The 23304-nt window shown below is 60.6% G+C and carries 24 protein-coding genes; 9 read left to right on the top strand and 15 right to left on the bottom strand.

Features of this window, described 5'->3' with window-relative positions; genetic code table 11:
- Positions 1-160 precede the first annotated feature (160 nt).
- Positions 161-1390 (top strand): bifunctional phosphopantothenoylcysteine decarboxylase/phosphopantothenate--cysteine ligase CoaBC, encoded by a 1230-nt coding sequence (coaBC, locus tag NW814_RS06870; protein ID WP_414405728.1) that lies wholly within the window; start codon positions 161-163, stop codon positions 1388-1390.
- 293 nt (positions 1391-1683) lie between these two features.
- On the top strand, positions 1684-2805 hold the full coding sequence (gene cax, locus NW814_RS06865) for a calcium/proton exchanger (RefSeq protein WP_414405697.1): 1122 nt from the start codon (positions 1684-1686) through the stop codon (positions 2803-2805).
- A gap of 79 nt (positions 2806-2884) precedes the next feature.
- On the opposite strand, the gene NW814_RS06860 is transcribed toward cax, so the two are convergent.
- The 4 genes from NW814_RS06860 to NW814_RS06845 all read right to left on the bottom strand — a co-directional run bounded on the left by NW814_RS06860 (position 2885) and on the right by NW814_RS06845 (position 5970).
- The gene (locus tag NW814_RS06860) at positions 2885-3124 is read right to left on the bottom strand and encodes a DNA-directed RNA polymerase subunit omega (protein ID WP_414405696.1); all 240 of its coding nucleotides are present in this window, start codon (positions 3122-3124) and stop codon (positions 2885-2887) included.
- Between the two features lie 73 nt (positions 3125-3197).
- Entirely contained in the window at positions 3198-4103 is a 906-nt protein-coding gene (locus tag NW814_RS06855) for a cell division protein FtsX (RefSeq protein WP_414405695.1), read from the bottom strand.
- A gap of 80 nt (positions 4104-4183) precedes the next feature.
- The gene (locus NW814_RS06850) at positions 4184-4870 is read right to left on the bottom strand and encodes a cell division ATP-binding protein FtsE (RefSeq protein ID WP_414405694.1); all 687 of its coding nucleotides are present in this window, start codon (positions 4868-4870) and stop codon (positions 4184-4186) included.
- Between the two features lie 308 nt (positions 4871-5178).
- Entirely contained in the window at positions 5179-5970 is a 792-nt protein-coding gene (locus NW814_RS06845; protein ID WP_414405693.1) for a WecB/TagA/CpsF family glycosyltransferase, read from the bottom strand.
- A gap of 36 nt (positions 5971-6006) precedes the next feature.
- On the opposite strand from NW814_RS06845, the gene NW814_RS06840 reads away from it, so the two are divergent.
- Positions 6007-6927 carry an alpha/beta fold hydrolase gene (locus NW814_RS06840; protein WP_414405727.1) on the top strand — a complete coding sequence of 307 codons (921 nt, stop codon included), beginning with the start codon at positions 6007-6009 and terminating at the stop codon, positions 6925-6927.
- Here NW814_RS06840 and NW814_RS06835 read toward each other — a convergent pair.
- Positions 6904-7491: a pyridoxamine 5'-phosphate oxidase family protein gene (locus NW814_RS06835; protein WP_414405692.1), complete on the bottom strand. Its 588-nt coding sequence runs from the start codon at positions 7489-7491 to the stop codon at positions 6904-6906. The two genes, NW814_RS06840 and NW814_RS06835, sit on opposite strands and share 24 nt — an antisense overlap.
- Positions 7492-7606: 115 nt before the next feature.
- On the opposite strand from NW814_RS06835, the gene NW814_RS06830 reads away from it, so the two are divergent.
- A complete protein-coding gene (locus NW814_RS06830; protein ID WP_414405691.1) occupies positions 7607-7828 on the top strand; it encodes a high light inducible protein in 222 nt (73 codons plus the stop codon).
- A 54-nt stretch (positions 7829-7882) separates the two neighbouring features.
- On the opposite strand, the gene NW814_RS06825 is transcribed toward NW814_RS06830, so the two are convergent.
- On the bottom strand, positions 7883-9898 hold the full coding sequence (locus NW814_RS06825; protein WP_414405690.1) for a CHASE2 domain-containing protein: 2016 nt from the start codon (positions 9896-9898) through the stop codon (positions 7883-7885).
- Positions 9899-9941: 43 nt separating this feature from the next.
- Positions 9942-12080: a polyribonucleotide nucleotidyltransferase gene (locus NW814_RS06820; RefSeq protein ID WP_414405689.1), complete on the bottom strand. Its 2139-nt coding sequence runs from the start codon at positions 12078-12080 to the stop codon at positions 9942-9944.
- A gap of 309 nt (positions 12081-12389) precedes the next feature.
- Here NW814_RS06820 and NW814_RS06815 point away from each other — a divergent pair, with 309 nt between their 5' ends.
- Positions 12390-14039 (top strand): 2-isopropylmalate synthase, encoded by a 1650-nt coding sequence (locus NW814_RS06815; protein WP_414394640.1) that lies wholly within the window; start codon positions 12390-12392, stop codon positions 14037-14039.
- A 64-nt stretch (positions 14040-14103) separates the two neighbouring features.
- On the opposite strand, the gene NW814_RS06810 is transcribed toward NW814_RS06815, so the two are convergent.
- The 5 genes from NW814_RS06810 to NW814_RS06790 form a co-directional block, all read right to left on the bottom strand.
- A complete protein-coding gene (locus tag NW814_RS06810; protein WP_414405688.1) occupies positions 14104-15111 on the bottom strand; it encodes an ABC transporter ATP-binding protein in 1008 nt (335 codons plus the stop codon).
- A 103-nt stretch (positions 15112-15214) separates the two neighbouring features.
- Complete coding sequence (locus NW814_RS06805) at positions 15215-15418, bottom strand: phycobilisome linker polypeptide (RefSeq protein WP_011431036.1); 204 nt, start codon at positions 15416-15418, stop codon at positions 15215-15217.
- Positions 15419-15575: 157 nt separating this feature from the next.
- Positions 15576-16061, bottom strand: a complete 486-nt coding sequence (gene apcB / locus NW814_RS06800) for an allophycocyanin subunit beta (RefSeq protein ID WP_414394636.1) — start codon at positions 16059-16061, stop codon at positions 15576-15578.
- A gap of 52 nt (positions 16062-16113) precedes the next feature.
- Entirely contained in the window at positions 16114-16599 is a 486-nt protein-coding gene (locus tag NW814_RS06795) for an allophycocyanin (RefSeq protein ID WP_414359834.1), read from the bottom strand.
- Between the two features lie 144 nt (positions 16600-16743).
- A complete protein-coding gene (locus tag NW814_RS06790) occupies positions 16744-17436 on the bottom strand; it encodes a hypothetical protein (protein ID WP_414405687.1) in 693 nt (230 codons plus the stop codon).
- A gap of 427 nt (positions 17437-17863) precedes the next feature.
- Here NW814_RS06790 and NW814_RS06785 point away from each other — a divergent pair, with 427 nt between their 5' ends.
- From NW814_RS06785 to NW814_RS06775, 3 genes are all read left to right on the top strand, one after another.
- Complete coding sequence (locus NW814_RS06785; RefSeq protein ID WP_414405726.1) at positions 17864-18967, top strand: HhoA/HhoB/HtrA family serine endopeptidase; 1104 nt, start codon at positions 17864-17866, stop codon at positions 18965-18967.
- 51 nt (positions 18968-19018) lie between these two features.
- Positions 19019-19621, top strand: coding sequence for a sigma-70 family RNA polymerase sigma factor (locus tag NW814_RS06780; protein WP_414405686.1), 603 nt, complete (start codon positions 19019-19021; stop codon positions 19619-19621).
- Between the two features lie 368 nt (positions 19622-19989).
- The gene (locus tag NW814_RS06775) at positions 19990-20760 is read left to right on the top strand and encodes an anti-sigma factor domain-containing protein (protein WP_414405685.1); all 771 of its coding nucleotides are present in this window, start codon (positions 19990-19992) and stop codon (positions 20758-20760) included.
- Here the strand turns inward: NW814_RS06775 and ubiE are convergent.
- The 3 genes from ubiE to NW814_RS06760 all read right to left on the bottom strand — a co-directional run bounded on the left by ubiE (position 20757) and on the right by NW814_RS06760 (position 22597).
- Positions 20757-21470: a bifunctional demethylmenaquinone methyltransferase/2-methoxy-6-polyprenyl-1,4-benzoquinol methylase UbiE gene (gene ubiE, locus NW814_RS06770; protein ID WP_414394628.1), complete on the bottom strand. Its 714-nt coding sequence runs from the start codon at positions 21468-21470 to the stop codon at positions 20757-20759. The two genes, NW814_RS06775 and ubiE, sit on opposite strands and share 4 nt — an antisense overlap.
- Positions 21471-21501: 31 nt before the next feature.
- A complete protein-coding gene (locus tag NW814_RS06765; RefSeq protein WP_414405684.1) occupies positions 21502-22263 on the bottom strand; it encodes a hypothetical protein in 762 nt (253 codons plus the stop codon).
- Between the two features lie 61 nt (positions 22264-22324).
- Positions 22325-22597 (bottom strand): hypothetical protein, encoded by a 273-nt coding sequence (locus NW814_RS06760; RefSeq protein WP_414405683.1) that lies wholly within the window; start codon positions 22595-22597, stop codon positions 22325-22327.
- Between the two features lie 132 nt (positions 22598-22729).
- On the opposite strand from NW814_RS06760, the gene cobU reads away from it, so the two are divergent.
- Positions 22730-23293: a bifunctional adenosylcobinamide kinase/adenosylcobinamide-phosphate guanylyltransferase gene (cobU, locus tag NW814_RS06755; protein WP_414405682.1), complete on the top strand. Its 564-nt coding sequence runs from the start codon at positions 22730-22732 to the stop codon at positions 23291-23293.
- Positions 23294-23304: the final 11 nt, after the last annotated feature.

Raw genomic sequence — 23304 nt, 5'->3', positions numbered from 1 at the left:
GCAAAGAGGGGTTCTCCGCAGGCAAGCCATAGGCTTGCAAGTGCTGTTCTCAGCTAGGTCTACTGTCGGAGTACTAGCGCCTTTGGGCGAGGGATTTGTGTCGCTAGCAGGAGGCAAAAGTAGGGAAACTGGAAGCAAGGCTGTTTGAGTGTTCACTGATATGGATCTCTTTTGGTCGGGGCGGCGTCTTTTGGTTGGGGTGAGCGGGGGAATTGCAGCCTACAAAACGGCAGCCTTGGTGTCAGCTCTGGCGCAGCAGGGAGCAGAAGTAAGGGTGGTTTTAACCAGAGCCGCCGAACAATTTATCTCCCCGCTGACCTTTGCTACCCTGTCCCGTCAGCCAGTTTTTACGGATGCCGAGTTTTGGCAAGCTACGCGGGGGCGACCGCTGCACATCGAGCTGGGGGAATGGGCCGAGGCTCTCCTGATTGCGCCGCTTTCGGCCAACACCTTAGGCAAGCTAGCCCAGGGGCTGGCGGACAATTTGCTCACCAATGTGGTTTTGGCTTCCCGCGGTCCGGTGGCCTTGGCGCCGGCCATGAATACACACATGTGGAAGGCTGAGGCGGTGGCTGAGAATTGGCAGCGACTGCAGCGGGATCCCCGCTTTTGGGCCTTGCCTACTGCCAGTGGCCGCCTGGCCTGCGATGCGGTGGGGGAAGGACGGATGCTGGAGCCGGAGGTGTTGCAGGAGTACGTACGGGCTTTGTTTTGGACAGGGGGGAAAAAAGATTGGCAGGGCAAGCGGGTGTTGGTGACAGGGGGGGGTACACGGGAGCCCATTGACGCCGTGCGTTTCATCGGCAACCCGGCCAGTGGACGGATGGGGGTGGCGCTGGCGGTGGCTGCCGCCTGCCGAGGTGCCAAGGTTACCCTGGTGCATGGGCCACTGGGAATCCCCTTTGATCCAGCACCCTTCGCCATCCGGACCATTCCTGTGCAGACAGCAGCCCAACTGGAGCAGGTTTTGCAGGCCGAGTTCCCCCAGGCCGATCTCCTGTGGATGGCAGCAGCGGTGGGGGATGTGCGACCTGTGCAGACCTACACGGGCAAGCTGGCTAAGACTGAGCTGCCGTCGCTACTGCCTTTGGAACCCGTTCCTGATCTGGTGGCAGCTTTGGCCCGTCAGCGACGTCCCGGCCAGCGCCTGATTGGCTTTGCTGCCCAGAGCGGGGATCCTCTTCCCCTAGCCCGCAAGAAGCTCCAGCAAAAAGGGCTAGACGCCATCGTAGCCAACCCCATTGACAGGCCGGAGAGCGGCTTTGGCAGCAGCCACAACCAAGGCTATTGGATCCCGCGTCAGGGAGATCCCGAGCGGCTCCCCCTGGCCCCCAAGGCCACCCTGGCCCATCGGCTGCTGGATCTGGCCCTGCAACTGGACCTAGGCTGAAAGCTACCTCTGGCACTCCTCGTTCTGAAAGGCTGGAGAGAGCTCCTGGCAGGGGAAGCTCAGCAGCCCCTATCCGCGCCTCCCCAGCAACGGCTAGACTGCTTCGGGAGATGTCCAGACGGTGGCTCTTGCTTTGGGCAGTCCTATTTTCCGCAAAGTCTCAAAGCTGCAGCGGCAGCCACTTTATCTGAAACTGGAACTAGCTATTGGTCTTCATCTTTGGAGCTATGACTCTGGCGGATACAAATTTCCCGGCTCGTTCTGCAGCAGGTTGGCAGCAAGTCCTAAACGTCTTGCCGTTTCTGCTGCTGGCGGGGGTTCCCCTCTCCTGGATAGGCCACCTTCGGGGTTGGGATCCCAACCTAATCTTCCTCTGCGCCGCTTTGGCAGTGGTGGCTTTGGCCAAGTTTACCGGCCAGGCCACAGAAGAGATTGCTGCCTTGACGGGGCCGACGATCGGGGGGCTGGTCAACGCCACCTTTGGCAATGCCACCGAGCTCATCCTCGGCCTGGTGGCACTGCGGGCTGGCCTAGTGGAGGTGGTCAAGGCTTCCATCACTGGCGCCATCATCAGCAACCTGCTCCTGGTGGCTGGCTTGGCCATGCTTCTGGGCGGGATCAAGTTTCGCGAGCAGAGCTTTCGGCCTGAGGTAGCGCGCATGAACGCCTCAGTAATGAACCTGGCCGTGGTGGCGCTGATCCTGCCCAGCGTGGTTACCTATGCCGATGCCAATTTGGGCGAGATCTCGATTCAGGAGCTCTCGACGGCAGTGGCTCTGGTGTTGCTAGTCGTCTACGGTCTCACCTTGCTCTTTTCCCTCAAAACCCACAGCTACCTCTACAGCATTCACGAAGCTGAAGCCGCGGAAGAGGAAGCTGCCGCCCGTCTTGCCCCCAATCCGGTTCTGCAGGCAGAGGGATCCATCCCCCAGATCTTGACGGCCTCGTCGGAGCAAAGTCGGCTGTGGCCCTGGGTGCTCGCTCTTTTGGGGCTAACAGTGCTAGTGGCCCTTGAGTCGGAGTTGCTGGTGGATACCCTAGAGACCGCCCTCGAGCAGTTGCAAGTCACGCCTCTGTTTATGGGGGTGATCCTGCTGCCAATCATCGGCAATGCGGCCGAACACGCGACGGCAATCACAGTGGCCTTGAAAAACAAGATGGATCTCTCTTTCTCGGTGGCCCTGGGCTCGACGATGCAGATTGCCCTGTTCGTGGCTCCTCTCTTGGTGCTGGCCGGTAGCCTCCTCGGCCAACCGATGAACTTTAACTTCGGGCCAGTGGAGTTGGTGGCAATTGCCGTCTCCGTGCTGCTGGTTAACTCCGTTACCAGCGACGGGCGTTCCAATTGGTTGGAGGGGCTTTTGCTCTTGGCCACCTATGCCATTCTTGGGATTGCCTTTTTCTTCTTGGAGTAACTGCGCCTGCTGGTAGACAAAAAACCCAGCTTTGTCCCTCAAGAGCGCTCCCTCCCGCTCCAAGGAGGTGGGCCGACTTCTACTCATCCCCAATGATTTCTGGCTGGGTCAGCTCATCCGACATCTCGAGGATGGCGCGGCGAATGGGCTTCATCCAGCCTTCTTCGACATCGTCGGGATCCTCATAGCGGCGACGCTTGGCACGATTAGCTACCTGTACGGTAATGCGATAGCGATTTTTGGAAGCGTTAATCAATGCCTCTACCCGACGCATGAGCTCGTCGTTGTCAATGGCCAAGTGAGGGTTGCGGGACACCATAGTTGGAGTCTTCCTGTTCCTGAGTCAATCGTAGCGTAAGGGGGCCGAGTAGACTGGCATAGAAGTCCCAAGCTTAGAACCCGCGACCTGCTGACTTGCGCACTGCAATGAGGCTACTGCTGGTGCCTAGGGAAATTCCCATCCCCAAAAGCAAAAGCGGTAAGAACCAAGCCTTCAGGGGATCGGAACCTGTCTGGAACACTTTGATCAAGGGCAGGGCAATGAGCTGCTCCAGTGCCTCCTGCAGCAACTGCCGGGATCCCAGAACCAAGCCCCAAGCCCCCAGGGCACTGATCAACCCAAACAGGCAGCCCTGCAAAACAAAGGGCAGGTAGATCCAGGCTGCTGTTGCCCCCACCAGCTGCATCACCTCAATCTCCCGCCGCCGGGCGATGACGACAAGGCGAATGGTAGTGGTGGTTACAGCCACCGCGGCCAGGGTCAGCACCCCAAGGATGCCCAGGGATCCCAGCCGCAGCAGCTCCTGAAGCTGGGCCAGTTCCTCCACAACACGGCTGCCGTAGTATACCTCGTCCACCCCTTCCAGGCGACGGATCTGCTCAGCCACTTGAGCCAGGGTTGCGGCAGAATCCGCCTTGACCCGCAGGGTATCCACGAGGGGGTTTTCTCCCAACTGGGTTTCCAGGGCCGCCTCCTCTTGGATCCCCATCTCCAGCAAAAGGTCGCGCCAGGCCTGCTCTTTGGTGATCACCCTCACCGCTTCTACATGAGGCAGTCGGGCAACTTGCGGCTCCAGCTCCACCCCCTGGCGCCCCGGCTCCAGATAGACAGAGATCTCCAGTTGTCCTCCCAGGGAGCGCACCGTCGCCTCCACGCCCCAAGACAGCTCCACGCCGATCCCGACCAAAAACAGCAACACCAGCAGGGTGCTGATAGCAGCCCAGTTCAGCCAGCCCCCCCGCCGCAACCCCAAAAGAGTCTCCTGCAGGAGATAGCGGATCTTATAGAGAAATGGCATGCTGCCTACCGCCACCTGAACCCAGCTTGGGATTCCAGCCCTCTGGAGCGCCGCCTTGCGTTGGGAATCCCGGCAGCTCCTCAGCCCATATCATACAGACGTCCTCCTTCTATGCGCACCACCCGGTGGCCGGCCCGCTCCACAAGATAGGGGTCGTGGCTGGTCATGATGACAGTCACCCCAAAAGAATTGAGCCGCTCCAAAATCTGAAGGACCAACAGCGAGTTTTCCGGATCCAGGTTGCCCGTTGGCTCGTCTGCTAGCAGCAGCACCGGCAGGTTGACAATGGCACGGGCCAGGCTGAGGCGCTGCTGTTCTCCCCCTGAAAGTTCGTGGGGAAAGCGATCCTCCTTGTCAGCCAGCCCCACCATCTTCAGGGTTGGCCCGAGGCGGCGGCGAATTTCTGCTGGGGAGAGCCCTTGGGCGCGCAGGACAAAGGCCACGTTTTCCGCTAGGGTGCGATTGGCCAACAGGCGATAGTCTTGAAAGACCACTCCCAAACGCCGCCGCAACATCGCCAGGGGACGGGAGGAAATCTGGTAGGGCCGCTGCCGACCTTCCGAAGAAAACAGGCACACCCCATCCACCATCACCGTGCCTTTGGTGGCCTGTTCAGCCCCGTAGAGCAGCCGCAGGAGGGTGGATTTGCCCGCTCCCGAGGCCCCCGTTAGGAAGACAAACTCGCCGCGGCGCACCTCCCAGTCTACCTCCCGCAAGATCCACTCGCCGTTGGGAAAGACTTTGCTCACACCCCGCAGCAACACCATGCTCTCGGAGCCGCTGGGCAGGGATCGCGGGCGAGGTTGAAGGCCTAAGTCCGTTAAAGCTGGAAGAGAGAGGCTTGGGCTTGGATTGGCCAAGTAGCAAGAAGCATAGCCAACGGGCTGACCAGCCATATGGAAAAACGCGGCGCACAGATCCCCAGACTTAGCCGTGGCAAGGAGCGCCACCCTCTACAACCCTGGCCTGCAAGCTAGCTACTGCTTCTTCCGGAAGCAGTTTCCCTACTCGGGCCAGCGGAGCGGCGTCCTTAAAGCTCCCGGCTTTAGCCGTAGGGTAGTTTACAGCAAAGCACCTACAAAGAGGAAGCCGGGGAGGAGGAGGAAGACCACAGCACTTGCCAGGCAAATCTGGGCAGAGCCAGCATGCGTCGCCAGCGCCAGGGTTCCTGATAGAGACGATACAGCCATTCCAGGTGATGGTCGCGCCACCAGCGAGGGGCCCGTCGTTTTTGCCCAGCCCAAATGTCGAAGCTGCCGCCCACTCCCATCCAGATGGCTTGGGGCAACAGAGCTCGCCAGCGAGCAATCCACAGCTCTTGGCGCGGGGAGCCCAGCCCTACCCACACCAGTTGCGGCTGAAAAGCCTGGAGAGCTAGCAGCAGGTTTTCCTCCTCGGCGGGGGAGAAGTAGCCGTGGTGGCCCCAGATGGCCAAGGAAGAAAAGCGGGCTTGCCAATGCTGAATCGCGGCCCGGTTGACCTCCGGCTTCCCCCCCACCAAAGCCAGGCGCCACCCCCGCGCAGCTGCCGTCGAGATTAGGGCTTCGGCCAGCTCGATCCCTGGCACCCGCTGGACGCGGATCCCCTGCCGCCGCAACGCCCACACTACCCCAATGCCGTCTGGGATCACCAGCTCGGCCTCCTGCAGCACTTGGGCAAAGGCCGGATCCCGCTGCGCCTGCACGATCATCTCCGGGTTGCAGGTAACCACCTGGGCGCCCAGACCCTGGCTGATGCGCGCTTCAATCCAGGCAGCGTAGCTCTGCAGGTGGGCTTCCGGCAGGGTAAGGTGCAGGTTGACGCCCAAGAGGGGGCAGGTGACCAGCGACATGCCACGAGGGGGGAGAGGACTTGCTTCCCAATTCAAATTGTGCCAGCAAAAAAGAGCGCCATCCTAATCCCCATGCTCCCCGAACAGCCTTCTCCAAGCGGTGTTGCTCCTTGCGAGGGGCGCTGGCTCTGGCGGGGCCAGCCCATTCGCTACCAGCAGGCGGGATCTGCTGGTCCAGCGGTGGTGCTCATCCACGGTTTTGGGGCTAGCAGCGACCACTGGCGGAAAAATCTGCCGGAGCTGGGGCGGCACTGCCGCGTGTACGCCCTTGATCTCCTGGGATTTGGGGGATCCGCCAAGCCCTTGCCCGGATCCCCGCTCCCCTACACCTTCGAAACCTGGGGCGCCCAGGTGGCCGATTTTGGGCGGGAGGTGGTGGGGGAGCCGGCTTATCTGGTGGGCAACTCCATTGGCTGCATTGTGGCCTTGCAGGCGGCTGTTTTGGAGCCAGCCCAGGTCTTGGGAGTGGCGATGTTGGATCCCTCGCTGCGGCTGCTGCACGAGCGCAAGCGACACCAGCTCCCCTGGCTGCGCCGCTGGACTGCTTCTCTGCTGCAGTTCCTGCTGGGGTGGCCCCCCTTCGGGCGGTTTTTCTTTGCCCAGCTAGCTCAGCCCCGAGCCATTCGCCAGATCCTCCTCCAAGCCTATGGGCGCAAGGAGGCAGTTACGGAGGATCTAGTGCAGCTTTTGCTGCAACCGGCTCTCGACCCAGGGGCGGCAGAGGTCTTCTTGGCTTTTGTCCGCTACTCCCAGGGGCCCTTGGCCGAAGATCTCCTGCCGCAGGTCACCTGCCCCGTCCTCATCCTCTGGGGGGAGGCAGATCCCTGGGAGCCCATTGCCCTAGGGCGGGCCCTGGCCGAGTTTCCCTGCGTGGTGGGGTTCATTCCCCTGCCGGGGGTGGGCCACTGCCCCCAAGATGAGGCGCCGGAGCTAGTCAACCCCCTGCTCCTGGCCTGGATCCGGGATCCCCTACGCACGCCCTGGGTGCTCTAGGTGATCCAAGTTGGGCCCACTCAGCCGGAAGGCCTGGCCAAACCCCTGGATGAAGCTGCCGCCAGTGGGGGTGATCTGACAGAAGTGGAAGTCCGCTAGTCCTAGGATTATCTCGGCAATCTCGTACTTGGAGCGGTAGAGGGCCTCGAACCCCTGGGCTTGGGCCTCCTCACGCCTGAGGAACTGGGCTGTTCCACTGACCATTAGCCGCGGCAAGGCGTGATTGCTGCGCGGATCCCCTGCCGTGGGCGGCTCGTGGATGAGCAGGCCGACCCGCGGATCCTCCCGCAGGGCCTGAGTGTGGGGGGAAAGGTCGCTAATGACGATGGCAAAACGCAGGGGATCCCACTGCACCACAAACGGCACCAGCGACACCGCCGGCGATCCCCGCTCCAGCACTGCCAGACTGGCTACTGGCTGGGTCTCCAGCAGTGCTCGCAACTTTTCCTGGGCTGACATGGCTGCTCCCATAGCCGCTGCTATTATCCCCAACCTGGCTTGGCTTGAGAAGAGTGGGATGTAGTCCTCGGGTTGCAGGGGAGCAAAATCCCGCGTCTCAGTCACCGAGCTCGCACCTCTTCACGAAAGCCACAACCCTGCTTACCCAGCTTTCTCAACAAAACTTTACAATTCTCTATAGAGCAGGCTACACTGCTAAAGAAAGGATGAGGAGAACCCTATGAGCAGATATCGCTCCGTGGTTGTCGAAGACGGTGGCCGCCTCAACAACTACGCCATTGAGCCAGAGATGTACGTAGATCCCGTTCCACGGGTGGGCTTTACCGAGTATGCGGAGCGCTTGAACGGGCGCTTGGCGATGATTGGCTTTGTGGCGCTGGTTTTGTTTGAAGCGCTGTCCGGCACCACCCTCATCGGCTGGCTACAGGCCTTGGGTCGCTAGGAGAAGGGAAGGCAGGCGGGAGCTTCCGAAGAGCTTCTCTTGCCTTCTTTGTAGCTAGGGACCAGGCATCTCCCAGTGCAGCTCTACGTGGGTGTAGCCTTCCGGGGTTTGGGTGCGGTGCCAAGAGCCCTTGGGTAGGTAGCGGGCGATGGTATTCATGGCCTTGCTGCCGTAGCCGCCGCCCGGGGTAGGGGCGTACTCTATGCCGTCGTTGATAATTGACAGACAGCAGAGGCGATCCCTTTGAACCAGCGACACCTTGACGAAGGAAGCGTTGCCCTTGGGAGGCTGGACATGGGCAATGACGTTGCCAATGGCCTCCCGCAAAAAGCGCAAGATGTCCTCCCGCTGGTCAAACCACTCACTGGTATTGGGCTCCGCTAAGGGCTGTAGGTGGCGCTCCACAGGCAAGGTCAGGCTGCCCGTTTGGATAAGCTCGTCCAGGTAGGTGTCGATGCCCCGGTGCAGCCCTTCCCGCAAGCTAGGGGAAATGTGCAGCTTGGTGGCCAGGGTGCGCACGTCGTTGAGCTGGGCGCGAATGCCCCGCCCAATTTGCTCCAGTTGCTCCAGCAGACGATCGTAAATAGCCGGATTGGGAGCCCTGCCCTGCTGCTGTTGCCATTGCAAGCTCTCCAGCTCGTCCATGACCACCTTCAGCTCCTGCAGCTCGCGATCGTGAATGTCGGTGGCTACCCGGTAAAGGAGCTTACGGGCTTGGTCAATGGCTGCCTCCTGCTCAGCCCGGCGCAGGCGCTCCAGTTCCTGCTGTTGAGCCAAAAGCTGCTGGTGGTTTTCCAAGATCACCAGGGTCAGCAGCAAGCTCACCCCCGTCAGGCCAACGGCCAAAGCTGGCAAGGTCAGCGGCCAAATCCAACGCCCCAGCAAGAATTGGGCCACAGCCCAGCCCTCGTAAACGGCTAGCCCTAGCAGCGGCAAGAGGAGAGAGCGCGCCTGTTTCCAGCGGTTTTCGCGCGAAGAGGAGCGATAGCGCACCAAGAGCAGGCCCGTTGCCGCGCCTAGGAGGAAGACAACTCCCGCTGCTAGCTCTGCCGGCAGGGATCGGTACACCTGGCCAGTGAGCAGGCTGGACAGGATTTGCGCCTGGAGTTCTACTGCCGCAATCTGGGATCCATCCGCTGTCCGCACGGGAAAGGTCTCGGGGTAGCCGCCCACAAAGCCGACCAGAACGATCTTGTCCCGCAGTTGACGAGCTACCTCGGGCTTGAGGGGAGGGATCCCTTCATGAGCGCCGCAAGTCTGGCCGAGGTTGAGCTGGAGGGGCGGACAAACCTGTTCGATAGGGAGGATGGGAATGGAGTGTTGGGCGCCGAGAGGGTTGAATTGCACCGGCCGGAAGCCCCGCTCGCGCAGCCAGCGGCTGGCCCGCTCTGGATCGTACTTGGCAAAAGCCAAGGCCTCCACCGAGGCAAACATCTGCTCCTTTTGGCTGTCGCGGCGCAGGTAGAGCCCTCGCAACTGGGCCTGGCGCAGGATCCCAGCCCCATCCAGGCGGTGTTGCACCACTCCCTGAACATGTTCTGGTGCTACCAAATACTCCAGCCGTAGGGAGGAAAAAGGCAAGAAGTGGTTGTAGATGGTGATCTCAGGGCGGCCAAAGCTCTCACTGCTGCGGGTAGCCAGAACTACGCGATCTGGGTAGCGCTGGACTACCTGACGCAGGGGAGCATCCAGATCCTCGTCACCCAGCGTCTGGGGCACCACAAAGCTACTGGGCAGATTCAGCACCACCACCCTGGCTTCTGCTTCTTCCAGTAAGCGCAGGGTCAGGGCAGCGTAGTTGGAGCGCTCCAGGAGAAAGTCAACATGGGGATGAGGCTTGCTCTCTCCACTTTCCCCCTGTCCTTCGAGGCGGCCATCGATGCCGACGATTGCCACCTCCGGGGAAGGCTGCTGGGGGCCGCGCAGGGCATAGAGCCATTCTTGGGCATCGCTCTCAAGCCGCACCAGCAAGGGGTGCTGAGCGGAAAGGTTGAGCAAGGCAGCCCACCCCAGCCCCCAAGCCAAGGCCCAGCCCACTTCGCCGCGGGAGGCAGCTAGTTGAGCGAGCAAGCCAGAACCTTGGCCCCTACAGGACTGGGGAGAAACCCCAGCTTTAACGGCGGTGGCTGCGCACCCGCGCCGCTTCCTCAGGGCTAATGCCAAGCCGAGTGAGGTTGACCCGGCCCTTGTGATCAATGCTGCGAACCTTGACCACCACTTCGTCCTCCACGGCAACTTCATCTTCTACTCGGGTGACACGGTACTCCGCCAGCTGCGAGATGTGGATCATGCCCTCCTTACCGGGCAGGAACTCCACAAAAGCGCCAATGGGGAGGATGCGGGTCACCCGGCCCAGGTAAACTTGCCCCTCCTCCACTCGCCGCACCAGGTTTTCAATCATCGCCCGCGCCGCTTCGGCCTGGCCGCTGACGGTGGAAGACACTGTGATCGTGCCGTCGTCGCTAATGTCTACCTTGGCTCCTGTGGCTTCAGTAATGCTGCGCACCATCTTGCCGCCAGGGCCGATGATCTTGCCGATGTCTTCTGGATCCACCTTGAAGGTGAGCAGACGGGGAGCCGTTTTGGCCAACTGCGGCCGGGGGGCAGGAATGACCTCCAGCATCTTGTCGAGGATGGAGTCGCGCCCAGCCTTGGCTTGCAGGAGAGCTTTCTCGAGGATGTCAACAGTGATGCCGGTAATTTTCATGTCCATTTGCAAGGCGGTGATCCCTGCCCGCGTGCCGGCCACCTTGAAGTCCATGTCGCCCAAAAAGTCCTCGATCCCTTGGATGTCCGTGAGGATGCGCACCTCATCCCCTTCTTTGATGAGGCCCATGGCCACGCCGCTGACCGGTGCCTTGATCGGCACCCCGGCATCCATCAAAGACAGGGTAGAGCCGCAGACCGAAGCCATCGAGGTGGAGCCATTGGAAGAGAGCACCTCCGAGACCACCCGCACCACGTAGGGAAACTCCTCCTCCTTGGGCAACACGGGCACCAGGGCCCGCTCCGCCAGCGCCCCATGGCCAATCTCCCGCCGCCCTGGCGAACGAGAGGGCCGCACCTCTCCCACGGAAAAGCCAGGGAAGTTGTAGTGGTGCATGTAGCGCTTTTCGTCCACGGGGTGGAGGTCGTCCAACTCCTGGGCATCGCCAGGGGTGCCAAGAGTGGTAATGGAAAGAACCTGAGTGAGGCCGCGGTTGAACAGAGCACTGCCGTGGACTCGCGGGATCAAGCCCACTCGGCAAGAGACTGGCCGCACCTCATCCAGCTTGCGCCCATCTACCCGCACCCCCTCTTCTAGGATCTGTCGGCGCATCAGCTTCTTGAGGAGAGCCTTGAACTGGTTGTCCAACTCCTTGGGGTTTTCCAGCAGGTAAAGCCGCAAGGGATCCCCCTCTGGCCGTTCTTGGATTTGGGCCGCCAGCTTGGCCTTGATGGCCTCCAGTTGCTGCTCGCGGCTGGTCTTGTCCAAAAACTGCTTGAGGACAGCGCGAATCTCCTCCTGGGCCTGTTCTGCTACGAAGGCAACCAGCTCCTCATTGACGGGGGGTGGGGGTAGCTCTACACGAGGGATGTTGAGATCGGCAAGGACTTGCTGTTGAGCTTTGAGGAGCTCCTGAACAGCCTCGAATCCAAACTCGATAGCCTCGACCATGTCCTTTTCCGGCAGCTGCTTGGCGCCTGCCTCGACCATGATCACGCCGTCGGCGCAGCCAGCTACCACCAGATCCAGGTCGCCAGCCTCGATTTCGGCGTAGGTGGGGTTGAGGATAAACTCATCTTGAAGTAAGCCCACCCGCACCGCTGCCACCGGGCCGTTGAAGGGAATGCGGGCGCCGTGGAGGGCCAGCGAGGCTCCCAAGATGCACAGCACGTCAGGGGGCACCTTGTCGTCCACAGAGAGGGTAGTGGCTACAATTTGTACGTCATCCCGCAGCCACTCCGGGAACAAGGGCCGCAGGGGTCGGTCGATGAGACGCGAGATCAAAGTAGCCCGCTCCGGGGGCCGACCCTCGCGCCGCAGATAACTCCCTGGGATCCGACCGGCAGCGTAGAGGCGCTCCTCGTAGTCCACCAGCAACGGCAAAAAGTCAGCCCCCTCGCGATTTGCCTGGCGGGTAGCCGTGACCAAGACGGAAGTTTCCCCACAGGTTAACCAGACTCCACAGCCTGCCTGGGGGGCCATCAAGCCAATATTGATGTCAATTTCCCGTCCGTAAAAGGAAATCGACCGAGTATATTCTGCCATGTAACGCTTTGCCTTCCTTTTTTCCTTGCCGCTATCGTAGCATTTTGGCTTGCTGGAGAAGGCAACCCTTGTCCAGCCAGGAGTTGGTCTGCAGCTACTTCTTTTGCATTGGCTAGCTCAGCCTCACCCCTCCCCTTCTCCCTCGGTCGAGTATCGCCAAAGGCGGTCGGCAATGCCTCCTCCCGAGGCCACCCAACGGGTTTTGCCTTTGCCAGCCGCTGACCTGTCCCCGGTGGCTCTTTACGCCGCTTCTAGGAATGCCAAAATAAAAAGCACTGCCTACTGTCCCCTTCTTCAATCGAACAAGTTATGAACGCTGCCGCATCTTCTCCCTCTTCTTCATTCGATGGCCAAGCTTTGGATCATGTGCTTATTCTCGACACTACTCTGCGCGATGGGGAGCAGTGTCCTGGCGCAACCCTCAACGCTGAGGAGAAACTGGCCATTGCCCGGCAATTGGCTCGGCTAGGGGTCGACATCATTGAGGCGGGGTTTGCCTACGCCAGCCCCGGCGACTTTGAGGCGGTGCAGAAGATAGCGGAACACGTGGGCACCCCCGATGGCCCCGTCATCTGCAGCCTGGCTCGTGCCTGCAAGGCTGATATTGAAGCGGCAGCTGAAGCCCTCAAGCCTGCTGCCAAGCCCCGCATCCATACCTTCATCTCCACCTCTGACATCCACCTCAAATATCAGTTGCGCAAAACCCGCGCTGAGGTGCTGCAGATTGCCGAGGAGATGGTGGCCTATGCCAAATCCTTCGTCGACGATGTGGAGTTCTCCGCCATGGACGCCACCCGCTCCGATCCCGAATTCCTCTACCAGGTTCTTGAAGCAGCCATCCGGGCCGGGGCCAAAACCGTCAACATCCCTGACACGGTCGGCTACAGCATGCCCGAGGAATTCGGCCAACTGATTAAAGGCATCCGTGAGAACGTGCCCAACATCAAGCAGGCCATCATCTCTGTCCACGGCCACGACGACCTGGGAGTCTCAGTAGCCAACTTCCTAGAGGCCATCAAGCAGGGCGCGCGCCAGGTGGAAGTAACCGTTAACGGCATTGGCGAGCGGGCCGGTAACGCGGCGCTGGAAGAATTAGTGATGGCCCTGCATGTGCGCCGCAGCTACTTTAACCCCTACTTTGGCCTGCCAGTGGACTCTGAAAAACCCCTTACTCACATCAAGACTCAGGAGATCTACCGCACCTCTCGCCTTGTCTCCAACCTCACCGGCATGTTGGTGCAGCCCAACAAGGCAATTGTTGGGGCCAACGCCTTTGCCCACGAGTCCGGCATCCATCAAGACGGGATGCTCAAAAACCGCCAGACTTACGAGATCATGGACGCCCAAACCATCGGTCTGCAATCGAGCACCTTGGTGTTGGGCAAACACTCAGGCCGCCATGCCTTCCGTACCCGCCTCAAGGAGCTGGGCTTCGAGTTGTCCGAGCAAGAGCTCAACAAGGCTTTCTTGCGCTTTAAAGAGCTGGCCGACAAGAAGAAAGAGATCACCGATCTCGACCTGGAGGCCATTGTTAACGACGAAACCCGGCCAGTGCCGGATCTCTACCGGCTGGAGCATGTGCAAGTGGTGTGTGGCAATCACGAGACGCCCACAGCTACCGTGCGCCTGATTACCCCTGAAGGCGAGGAAAAGGTGGATGCAGCGGTGGGCACGGGACCGGTAGATGCAGTTTACAAAGCCATCAACCGCATTGTTAACATTCCTAACCAGCTCATTGAATTTTCCGTCCAGTCGGTTACCGCCGGCATTGACGCCATGGGGGAAGTCACCATCCGCCTGCGCCATGAGGACCGCATTTTCTCAGGACATGCTGCCAACACGGACATTATTGTTGCCTCTGCGCAAGCCTATATGAATGCCCTCAATAAGCTCTACGCCGCTCTGCACGCAGCTCGCTCAACGGCTGCCCAGCGGGAGGCTGCCACTCAGAAGGTTTGAGCGCAAGGCTAGGCTTCCCGGCTGCCTCCTCCCCAAGAGGAAGAGGAGTTGGCGGGGGAGCGGCCTAGATCTCTCCGGCAAACACTCGCCCGATGACCTCTTCAAGGGGCGGATCGGTTACCGCCAAGTCCAACACCTCCAGCTCCGCCAGGAGCCTGGCTACCGTCTGGGTGAGGTGTTCCCGCCGTACCCACAGCCGCACCTCGCAGCTGCTGCCGGGATCCCCCTCGCTGCGCAGCTCGCCATAGGACTGCAGTTGCGCCAGGGGACAGGGGTGGGCCAATTCCAGCTTTACCTCTCGGTAGGGGGCAAAGCGCTGCCGCAGCTCTTCCAGGCCGCCATCGTAGATAAGCCGCCCGCCGCTAATCACCAACACCCGCTCACAGAGGGCGGTAATATCGGCCATGTAGTGGCTGGTCAGGAGCACTGTTGCCCCATAGCGGCGGTTGTAGTCGCGCAGAAATTGCCGCACCGCAGCCTGGGCGTTGATATCCAACCCCAAGGTGGGCTCGTCCAAAAACAAAACCTGCGGGCGGTGGAGCAGGGCCGCCAGCAGCTCTGCCTTCATCCGCTCCCCTAGGGAAAGCTTGCGCACCGGCTGCTTTAGCTTGTCCTTCAGGTTGAGCAGCTCCGCCAACTCCTCCACCCGCTCCTGAAACACTTTCTCCGGGATCTCGTAAACAGCGGCGTTAATGCGCAAGGAGTCCATCGCCGGCAGATCCCAGAGGAGCTGCTGCTTTTGCCCCATCACCAGGGTAATCTGCCGCAAAAAAGCTGGCTCGCGCCGGTAGGGTAGATGGCCGACCACCTGTACCGTGCCACTGGAGGGGTAGATGAGACCCGTCAGCATTTTAAGGGTGGTGGTCTTGCCAGCCCCGTTCGGCCCTAGAAAGCCTACCACCTCCCCCGCTTGAATTTGAAAGCTCAGGGATTGCACCGCCGGGATGTAGCGATAGGTGCGGCGAAAAAAGTGGTGTAATGTACCCACTACCCCCGGCTCCTTGATGGCTACGGGGTAAACCTTGCTCAGGTTGTTAACAGTAATGACCGGCTCCCGCTCCGTCAACCTCATCCCCACAAAATAGCCAGCCTGGCCTCCCCAACCCCAGAGCCAAGTTCCCTGAAGCTGAGTCTGCCAGATCTGGCAAGGAGGCCACAGCAGATGGGCAGGGGCACTACAGCAGCCCCACGTCTATTCCTGGCTTGCCGGCAACGAGCTCTACTTTCAAGATGCGGCCACCCGACTTCTGAATGCGCTGCTGCTCGCGGAACCAGTTGTCGTAGGGCACCAACTTGGTGAAGTAGGTATTCTGCAGCTCCCGTTGGGTGCGAATTCGGGTTTGGCTAGGCACACAAGCGGTAATCTTAAACATGCGCATGGTGGAGGATCCCCCCTGGCAAGGATTAACTTGACCAGCAACACAGGCGACCCACCTCAGAAAGCTCGCGTACCTTAGTTAGCACACCAGATCCCTGGGGCAAGTCGCCTGTCGTGCTTGTTAGATGAACTTCACGCCAAGGCCACGAGGCTGGCAGTTAGCTGAGGCCAGAGCAGATGTAGTCGAAGTACACACCCATTTCTTTGCCGGCTTCAGGGCCCACCAAAGCAGCGGTTACTTCTTTCATAGCTTGGATGGCCTGAATCGTTGCCCCAATTGGCACCCCCAGCGAGTTGTAGGTTTCTTTGAGGCCGTTGAGCACCCGCTCGTCGAGGATGGAGGGATCCCCCGCCAACATCGCATAGGTGGCATAACGCAGGTAGTAGTCCATGTCGCGAATGCAAGCAGCATAGCGACGAGTGGTGTACATGTTGCCACCAGGGCGGGTGAGATCGGAGTAGAGCAGAGCCTTGGCAGCAGCCTCCTTAATGATGTTGGAAGCGTTGGCGGCAATGGTGGCAGCCGCTCGCACCCGCAGCTCGCCCGTGGCGAAGAAAGCCCTTAGCTTGTCCATGGCCGAGCTGTCGAGGTACTTGCCTTGGACATCGTAGCTGTTGATAACAGCAGTAATGGCGTCTTGCATGATGAGCTTCCTAAATCAAACAACCTTAAACAGAGGGCAGTCGAAAAAGAGCCTAGCTCATGGCTCCCGCGACAAAGTCGAAGTAGTAGGCCGCTTCAGCCGCGTCCTCGGGAGACAAAAGACCCATGGCTACCTGCTTCATGAGGCGGATGCTCTCCGCCACTGCCGGGAGGGGCGTGCCCAGAGAGTTGTACATCTCCCGCACACCCACCAAGCCGATCTCTTCAATCGGGGTAACGTCGCCGGCAACGATCCCGTAGGTAATCAGGCGCAGGTAGTAGTCCATGTCCCGCAGGCAAGTTGCCGTCATTTCCTCCCCATAGGCGTTGCCCCCTGGAGAGACAATGTCGGGACGCTTCTGGAAGAGCTGATCAGCTGCTTGCTTAACGATGCGCTCGCGCGACTCCGTCAAGACTTGAGCGATGCGCAGCCGCTTCTCCCCCGAGGTAACAAAGGACTTAATCCGATCCAGTTCTCCCGGGCTGAGGTAGCGGGCCTCCGCATCCGCATTCACAATCGACTTCGTGATAACGCTCATGGATATCCATCCTCAAGTCGCTTTTTTAAAAAAGGAGTATGGCAGGCATACCCGCATGCTATTTTCCGATATGCCTGCCGTCTGCCATCTTAGATCTTCACACTTCTTAAAATCTTTCCCAGGAAAGGAGCTCTCCCTTCGCCGCTAGGGCAGATAGGGTTGAAAGTCTTGCGTAACCCTCAAGGTCAGGCTGGCGTTGGCCTCAATCACCGCCACTTCTGGCGCTGTTACATTGCCAATCACCGCCCCTGCGGCTGCTCCGCCCAGCACTTTCTCGGTTGAGATCACCCGGTCGCCCAAAAGGCCCCCCAAGAGAGCCCCTGCGGCTGCCCCAATCAGGGCATCTTGGACAATTGCTTCCGCGGAGGTGTGACGGGGATCCTTGCGCAGCGGGATCACCTGGCTTTGCGCATAGAGGGGGTAGGATCGGCCATTGAAAATCAAAGCTCGCGAGACAAACTGGGCGCCGCCGCTGACTGGCTGGAATTGGCCTTCTAGGAGGGCTCCTGCCGGAACAACCGTGTTGCCGTAGATATCCCGCAGGGGGGTTTCCAGAGTGAGCCTGACGGTGCGAGTTTCGCCAGGGGCCAAGAAAAGAGGCTCAGCAGAGCGGTGCACTGCTTGGATCAAGTCTCCGGAGCGCAACAGCAGCGTGGCTCGCAGTTGAAAGGGCTGGCCAAAGCCGTTTCTGCCTGTCCCTGGATTTACAGGCCGCCATCCCTCGCCACGGGGCGGAGGTGGCAAGGGATCCCTCTGCGCCAGAACCGGCGTAGCCACCGGTAGCCAGAGCATCCCCCCCACTAGAGGGACCAACAGGCGACGGGCTAGGTTGGTCATGGTCTCAATCCCTGAGCTCCACTTCTACGTTAGCAGCAAGCTGGCCAAAGCCAAGGGCAAGAGCTACTTTGGCATTCCCCCTCCATCAAACCCCGTCCAAAAGTGGGGTGGACTACCCCAAACCAGTAGATGCTGCTGCTCTTTGGCCTTAATAGAAGTGCGGAAAAGCGCTGCCGTCGCCGCTTTGGGAACTCTGCTGTCCGTGCTAGATTAGCCCTAGGTTTCTCCCTTCAGGTAGGGCTTACACCCTTTTCCTGTGGCCATGAAGCGCATCCCCTCCACGCCAGAGCAACCCTCCCCCAGTTCAGGCGCTTCTGCCCAACCGCACTGTTTGTCGCAGGGGGAAAGAGGCTTTCCCTTTTTGCGGCCTTGGGCTGTCTCGGGGCTAAGGTCTCTTCTCTCGTCAGTGCTGCTGGTGCTCTTGGGCATGGGTCTGGGGGCAGCTCTGGTGGGAGGCAAGGGGGTATTGGCTCAGACGACGGCAACTCCGCCCCAGCTGAACCTAAACTTTATTGCCGAGGTGGCCCAGAAGGTGGGGCCGGCAGTAGTGCGCATCGACGCGGAGCGGACAGTGAACGTTCCTGGGGCTTTCCCAGAGGAGTTCTTTAGCGACCCGTTTTTCCGCGAGTTCTTTGGCCAGGTGATCCCTCCCCTGCCGCGACAGCGGCGACAGCAAGGCACCGGCTCCGGCTTTATCATTAGCCCGGACGGCCAGATCATCACCAATGCCCACGTGGTAGAGGGATCTGACAAAGTAACGGTGACGCTGAAAGATAGCCGGAGCTTTGAGGGCAAGGTCATTGGCACGGATCCAGTTACGGACATTGCTGTGGTGAAGATTGACGCCCAAAACTTGCCAACGGTGAAGCTGGGCCGCTCCGAGCTTCTCGAGCCGGGCCAGTGGGCCATTGCCATTGGCAACCCGCTAGGGCTAGACAACACGGTAACCGCTGGGATCATCAGTGCCTTGGGCCGTTCCAGCAGCGAGATCCGCGTGCCCGACAAGCGGGTGTCTTTCATCCAGACCGATGCAGCCATTAACCCCGGCAACTCTGGCGGTCCGCTGCTCAACGCCCAAGGGGAAGTGATTGGGGTCAATACCGCTATCATCCAGGGAGCGCAGGGGCTGGGCTTTGCCATCCCTATTGAGACAGCCCAGCGGGTGGCCAAGCAGTTGATTGCCCGGGGCAGGGTGGATCACCCCTACTTGGGCATCCGCATGCTTACCCTCACTCCTGAGCTGAAGGAACGCCTCAACCAGGATCCCAACAGCCGCATTTTCGTAACGGTGGATCGGGGGGTGCTCATCGGCGAGGTTGTTCAGGGATCCCCAGCCGAGCGGGCCGGCCTGCGCGCTGGCGACATCATTCTCTCCATCAATGGCCGCCCCGTAACCACTGCCGACCAGGTGCAGCAAGAGGTGGAGCGCATGGAGGTAGGCAGCAAGCTGGAGCTGGAGATTGAGCGCGGTGGGCGGCGGCAGAAGATTCAGGCGGTCACCGGATCTTTCCCAACCCCGAAGCGCAGCTAGGCGGAGGCCTAGGCGTACTGCTTGTCAACTTCGGCGGCAGGGGGGCAAATGATGGACAAGCAGGTCGGTTTCCTCTGGCGCAAGCGGGTGAGGAATTGGCCAGCCTGCACCGATTTGGAGCTAATGGAAGGCCTCAAAGCGGGGCAGCCTGCTGCTCTAGCGGCCCTTTATGATCGCTACGCCAGCTTGGTCTATGGCCTGGCCCTCCAGATCCTGGGCTGTATGACTGAGGCGGAGGATCTAACTCAGGAGGTGTTTGCCCTTCTCTGGCGGAAGCCCAGCCACGATCCAAGGCAGGGATCCATCAACAGTCTTCTGTGTAGGTTGACCCGGGCGCAGGCCCTTGAGCGTCTGCGCTCTCGAGGCAGCCAGCGCCGCCTCGGGAAACCCTGGCAGCCTCTGCTGATTGCCAGCCATAGATCCCCAGCCCCCTTTGAGCAGCTCTCCGTCGAAGAGCGGCGGCAGCCCGTTCAGGAGGCTCTCAGTCAACTCTCGGAAAGCCAGCGCCAGCTGCTGGAGTTACTCTACTACCGAGGCCTAAGCGCGGCAGACATTGCCCAGGAGCTGGGGATGCCCCTGGCAACCGTCCAAGCCCGCTCTCGCCAAGCCCTCTGCAAGTTGCGGAGATCCCTGCGGCCTCTGCTTGACCAGTAAGGCGGCGGGGCTTTGGGATGGCCATGTCTACATGTCCGCTCTGAAAGACTTATACAACCCCGGACAAAGGTGAACCTCTGATCCAGGCTGAGGCTTTCTTCCTGCTTCCACAACCCGTAGCTAGTAGTAGGCTCAACACCTCCTACCCTGCCAGAGGGATCTCCACAGGCATAACTTCCCCGCGAGCTGCAGGTAGTTGCTCCTTGCTCTTGATCGAGCACACAGGCTAAAGACGGAGCCAGCTTTAGCCTAGGCAAGGTGCCTACCAGGTAGATAAAGTGCCTACCAGATAAAGATGCGCTTGCAAGTCCACTAGCTCAGCTAATCCACGTCAAGGCAGAAGGTTTGTTATGCCACAAGGTGGCGGATTGTCCAGTGAATCAAGGACTAGAGGAGAGCCCTCTGAGCTGGGAGAGGAAATTCTAGCTGACTATCTGCTGGGGATCTTGCCACCCGAGCAGGCAAGGGCCCTAGAGGCGCGCTTGGCCCAAGAGCCCCAGCTAGCGGCAGAATTGCAAGCCCTCCAGGAAGCTCTGCATTTGTTGCCCTATGGGCTGCCGGGGATGATCCCGTCGGCCAGCGTGCGAAGCCAGGTGATGGCAGAAGCGGGCGCCCCGCCCATCCCCCCCCAGCCAGCCTTGCCCTCTCTAGGGCTGGCTCGCCTCAAGGTTGAGAGGCGCTGGTTGAAGGGCCTAGGGGCAGTGGCCCTGCTGTTGCTGGCTTTCGATAACTGGCGGCTACGGCAGACCCCGCAGCCAGCTCCCCTAGAAGCGGGGCAGGCGCTGGCCCAGTTGCTCCAACAGCCGGGATCTCGCCTAGTTACCTTGCAAGGGGAGGCAGGGTCAGCTAACTTGCTGTTTCGCCCGGGGGAGTGGCAGGCGGTGGTTTTGGCAGCAAGGGATCTGCCCCCTTTGCCTGAAGGGGAGCGCTACCACCTTTGGCTCAAGCTGGACACTGAGGAGATGCTCTATGGCGGCAGCTTTCAAGTAGATGCCCAGGGCAGTGCCATTGTTGCCTTGCGCCTGCCGCAACCCCCCTCCGAGGAGGCGCGCGTCCAAGAAGTGCTGGTTACGGCCGCCCCTGCCCTGCCAGAACTTGGCAGCAGGGTTCTCCTCAGCGCTAGGGTGGTGGAAGACTAGCGGGCCACCAGCAGCACCCCCATCATGCCGCCGGCGAGAGGATAGAACTTGGCAGCAGAAAATCCCACCTGCAAGGCCATTTGCCGCTGTTGTTCTCCGGAGGGAAAGCGATCCAAGCTGGGGTCAATGTAGGCATATTCGGCTGCCAATCCCAGGGCTTTGGCCTGAGCCACAACCCAGCTGTTGAGGTACCAGCGCTGAAAGCTCTCCAGGAAAGGGATCCCCCTGGGGCGATGGAAATCCAAAATGGCAGCGCGGCGGCCAGGTTTGAGCACCCGGCAAATCTCCCGCAGGGCCTGAGGAATGTCGGTTACGTTGCGCAGGCCGTAGCCCATCGTAATGGCGTCAAAGCTGCCATCCGGAAAAGGCAAGGCCAGAGCATCGCCCAAGACCCACTCCAGGGAGTAGTCGGGGAACAATTGCCGGGCCCGGCGCTGGGCAATGGCCAGCATGGCTGGGGAGAAATCCAGTCCCACCACCTGTCCGCCTCGTCCCACTCTCCGGGCCAGTTGCAGGGCCAGGTCGCCAGTGCCACAGCAGAGATCCAACACCCGCTCCCCCGCAGCCGCACCCGACCAGCGTACGGCCATGCGCTTCCAAACCTGATGCAGCCCCAGGCTTAGAGTTTGGTTAAGGGCGTCGTAGTGAGGAGCAATGCGGTCAAAGAGCTCCCGGATTTGCTCAGGGCGCTCAAAGGCTGGGCTGGGCACCGGTTCTCAACTCCACGGGCAGAAGAAGAGGCTAGGGTGGCACAGGGATCCCGCTGACCCCAACTTGGTGGCGGCGGCTGGGATAATCCGCTAGGCTCAAAGACAATGAGCGGGAGCCAGCCAAGGTGGAAGCAGGGATGCGGATCGTTCCCTGGAAAACTTGGCTGTTGGGAGGCAGCTCTCCAGGCAAGCCCTGGATGAGAGCGTCGATTGGCCGGCCGTTGTCGTCGGTAACGTTGAGGAAGCTGTAGAGAAAGCGCACCGTTTCCGGCGAATTGTTTTGTAGGGCAACGTTTAAAACCACCTGCCCTCCCTCGCGACGCACGGAGAGCACCTGCATGGCCACCTGCCCGCTGGCAGCCACTTGGAGAGGCGGAGGAGAGGGCGTGGGCGGAGAGGGGGAGGCAGGCTGCGGGGTAGACAAGGGAGAGGGAGCCGAGGCCAACTCGGGAGACAAGCGGCGTGGAGGAGTGGGGGTAGGAGGGGCAATGGCTACGGGTGGGGGTGTGAAAAGCGGAGTAGGAGGGGGAGGCGGGCGAAGAAGGGCTTCCGCTGCTGCGATCACCTCTGCCTCGTTGAGGAGGGGCACAGTGCGGGGATCGCGAATGACCCGCGAGGCAGAAGAAGTGCTGGTTTCGGTAACTGGGGAGGAGACCCCCGAGAGAGCACGTTGGCCGAAGAGGTAACCCACGCAGCCGCTCACCACTGCCGTAAAGAAAAAAGCCACTAGCCAACCCACCTCTCCCAAGAAGCTGGAGGTGAAATCTCGGGCTGGCCTAAGCGATCTCCGCAAAGACTGCTCACTCCTGCTAGGAACCTGTTCTACCTATGATGATATGCAGGCAGCAGGCCAGCTACTTCACCGGCTCAGAATCATAGTGCTCTTGCGCCTGGCAGCCGAGAGAGGCGCTGTCGAGGTTGGGCAGCCGTTCCCCCAACCACCAGCCCGGATCCTCCCAGTTCAGAGATCCCAGCCACTTCCCCGCCCGATCCGCCAAGACCAAGCCCAACAAAACCGGCGCGGTGGTGATCCCCAACGCCAGGCTCAGCCAAAGGGGAGGAAAGGTTGGCGAGGCAGCTGAAGCAGCATTTTGGCCAGAGGAAGATGCTGGCTTGGGATCCGCCATGCCTCTTGTAAAACTGCTCCTAATTGAGCTTTATCCTAGCTCCAAACTCACAGATCCAGAGAATGTGCCCGAGCTCCGCGCAGGGGTTTTCAACCGCTAAGCTAAGGCAATGGACTTCCCTCCTCCTGCCTGATGGCGATTGTACTTATCTGCGGCCCTGCCCGCTGCGGTAAAAGTCGGCTGGCGGAGAGCCTAGCTGCCGCTTCCGGCCTGCCGGTCTTCTACCTGGCCACGGGGCCCAAGCCGGATCCTGAGGCTGACCCAGAGTGGGCGGAGCGGGTTCGACGGCATCGGCAGCGGCGTCCTCCCACCTGGCAAACCTGGGAAACGGGGCCTGACCTGGGCGCCGAACTGCAGCAGCTACCTCAGCCCTGCTGTGCCCTAGTGGATTCGCTGGGGGGCTGGGTGGCCCAGAGCTTGGACTGCTCGCCTGGGGAATGGGATCCCTTGGCACAATCTTTCTTGAGAGCGTTGCAAGGCTGCCGAGGAAAAGTGATCCTGGTTTCCGAAGAAGTAGGCTGGGGGGTGGTGCCTGCCTATCCGCTGGGGCGTCAGTTTCGCGATCGGATGGGGGAGCTCACCCAGAAGCTGGCCCCGCTGGCAGACCAGGTGTTCCTGGTGGCGGCAGGCTTTGTCCTCGACCTAACTCGGCTGGGGATCCCGCTGGCAGGGGTGAATAGCCCAGAGCTGAGATAAGCTGCAAGGGG

Source organism: Synechococcus sp. R65.1 (assembly GCF_047461755.1).
In the GTDB taxonomy this organism is placed as follows: domain Bacteria; phylum Cyanobacteriota; class Cyanobacteriia; order Thermostichales; family Thermostichaceae; genus Thermostichus.
The sequence above is the reverse complement of the archived record's forward strand: the minus strand, read 5'-3'. Positions and strand labels throughout refer to the sequence as shown.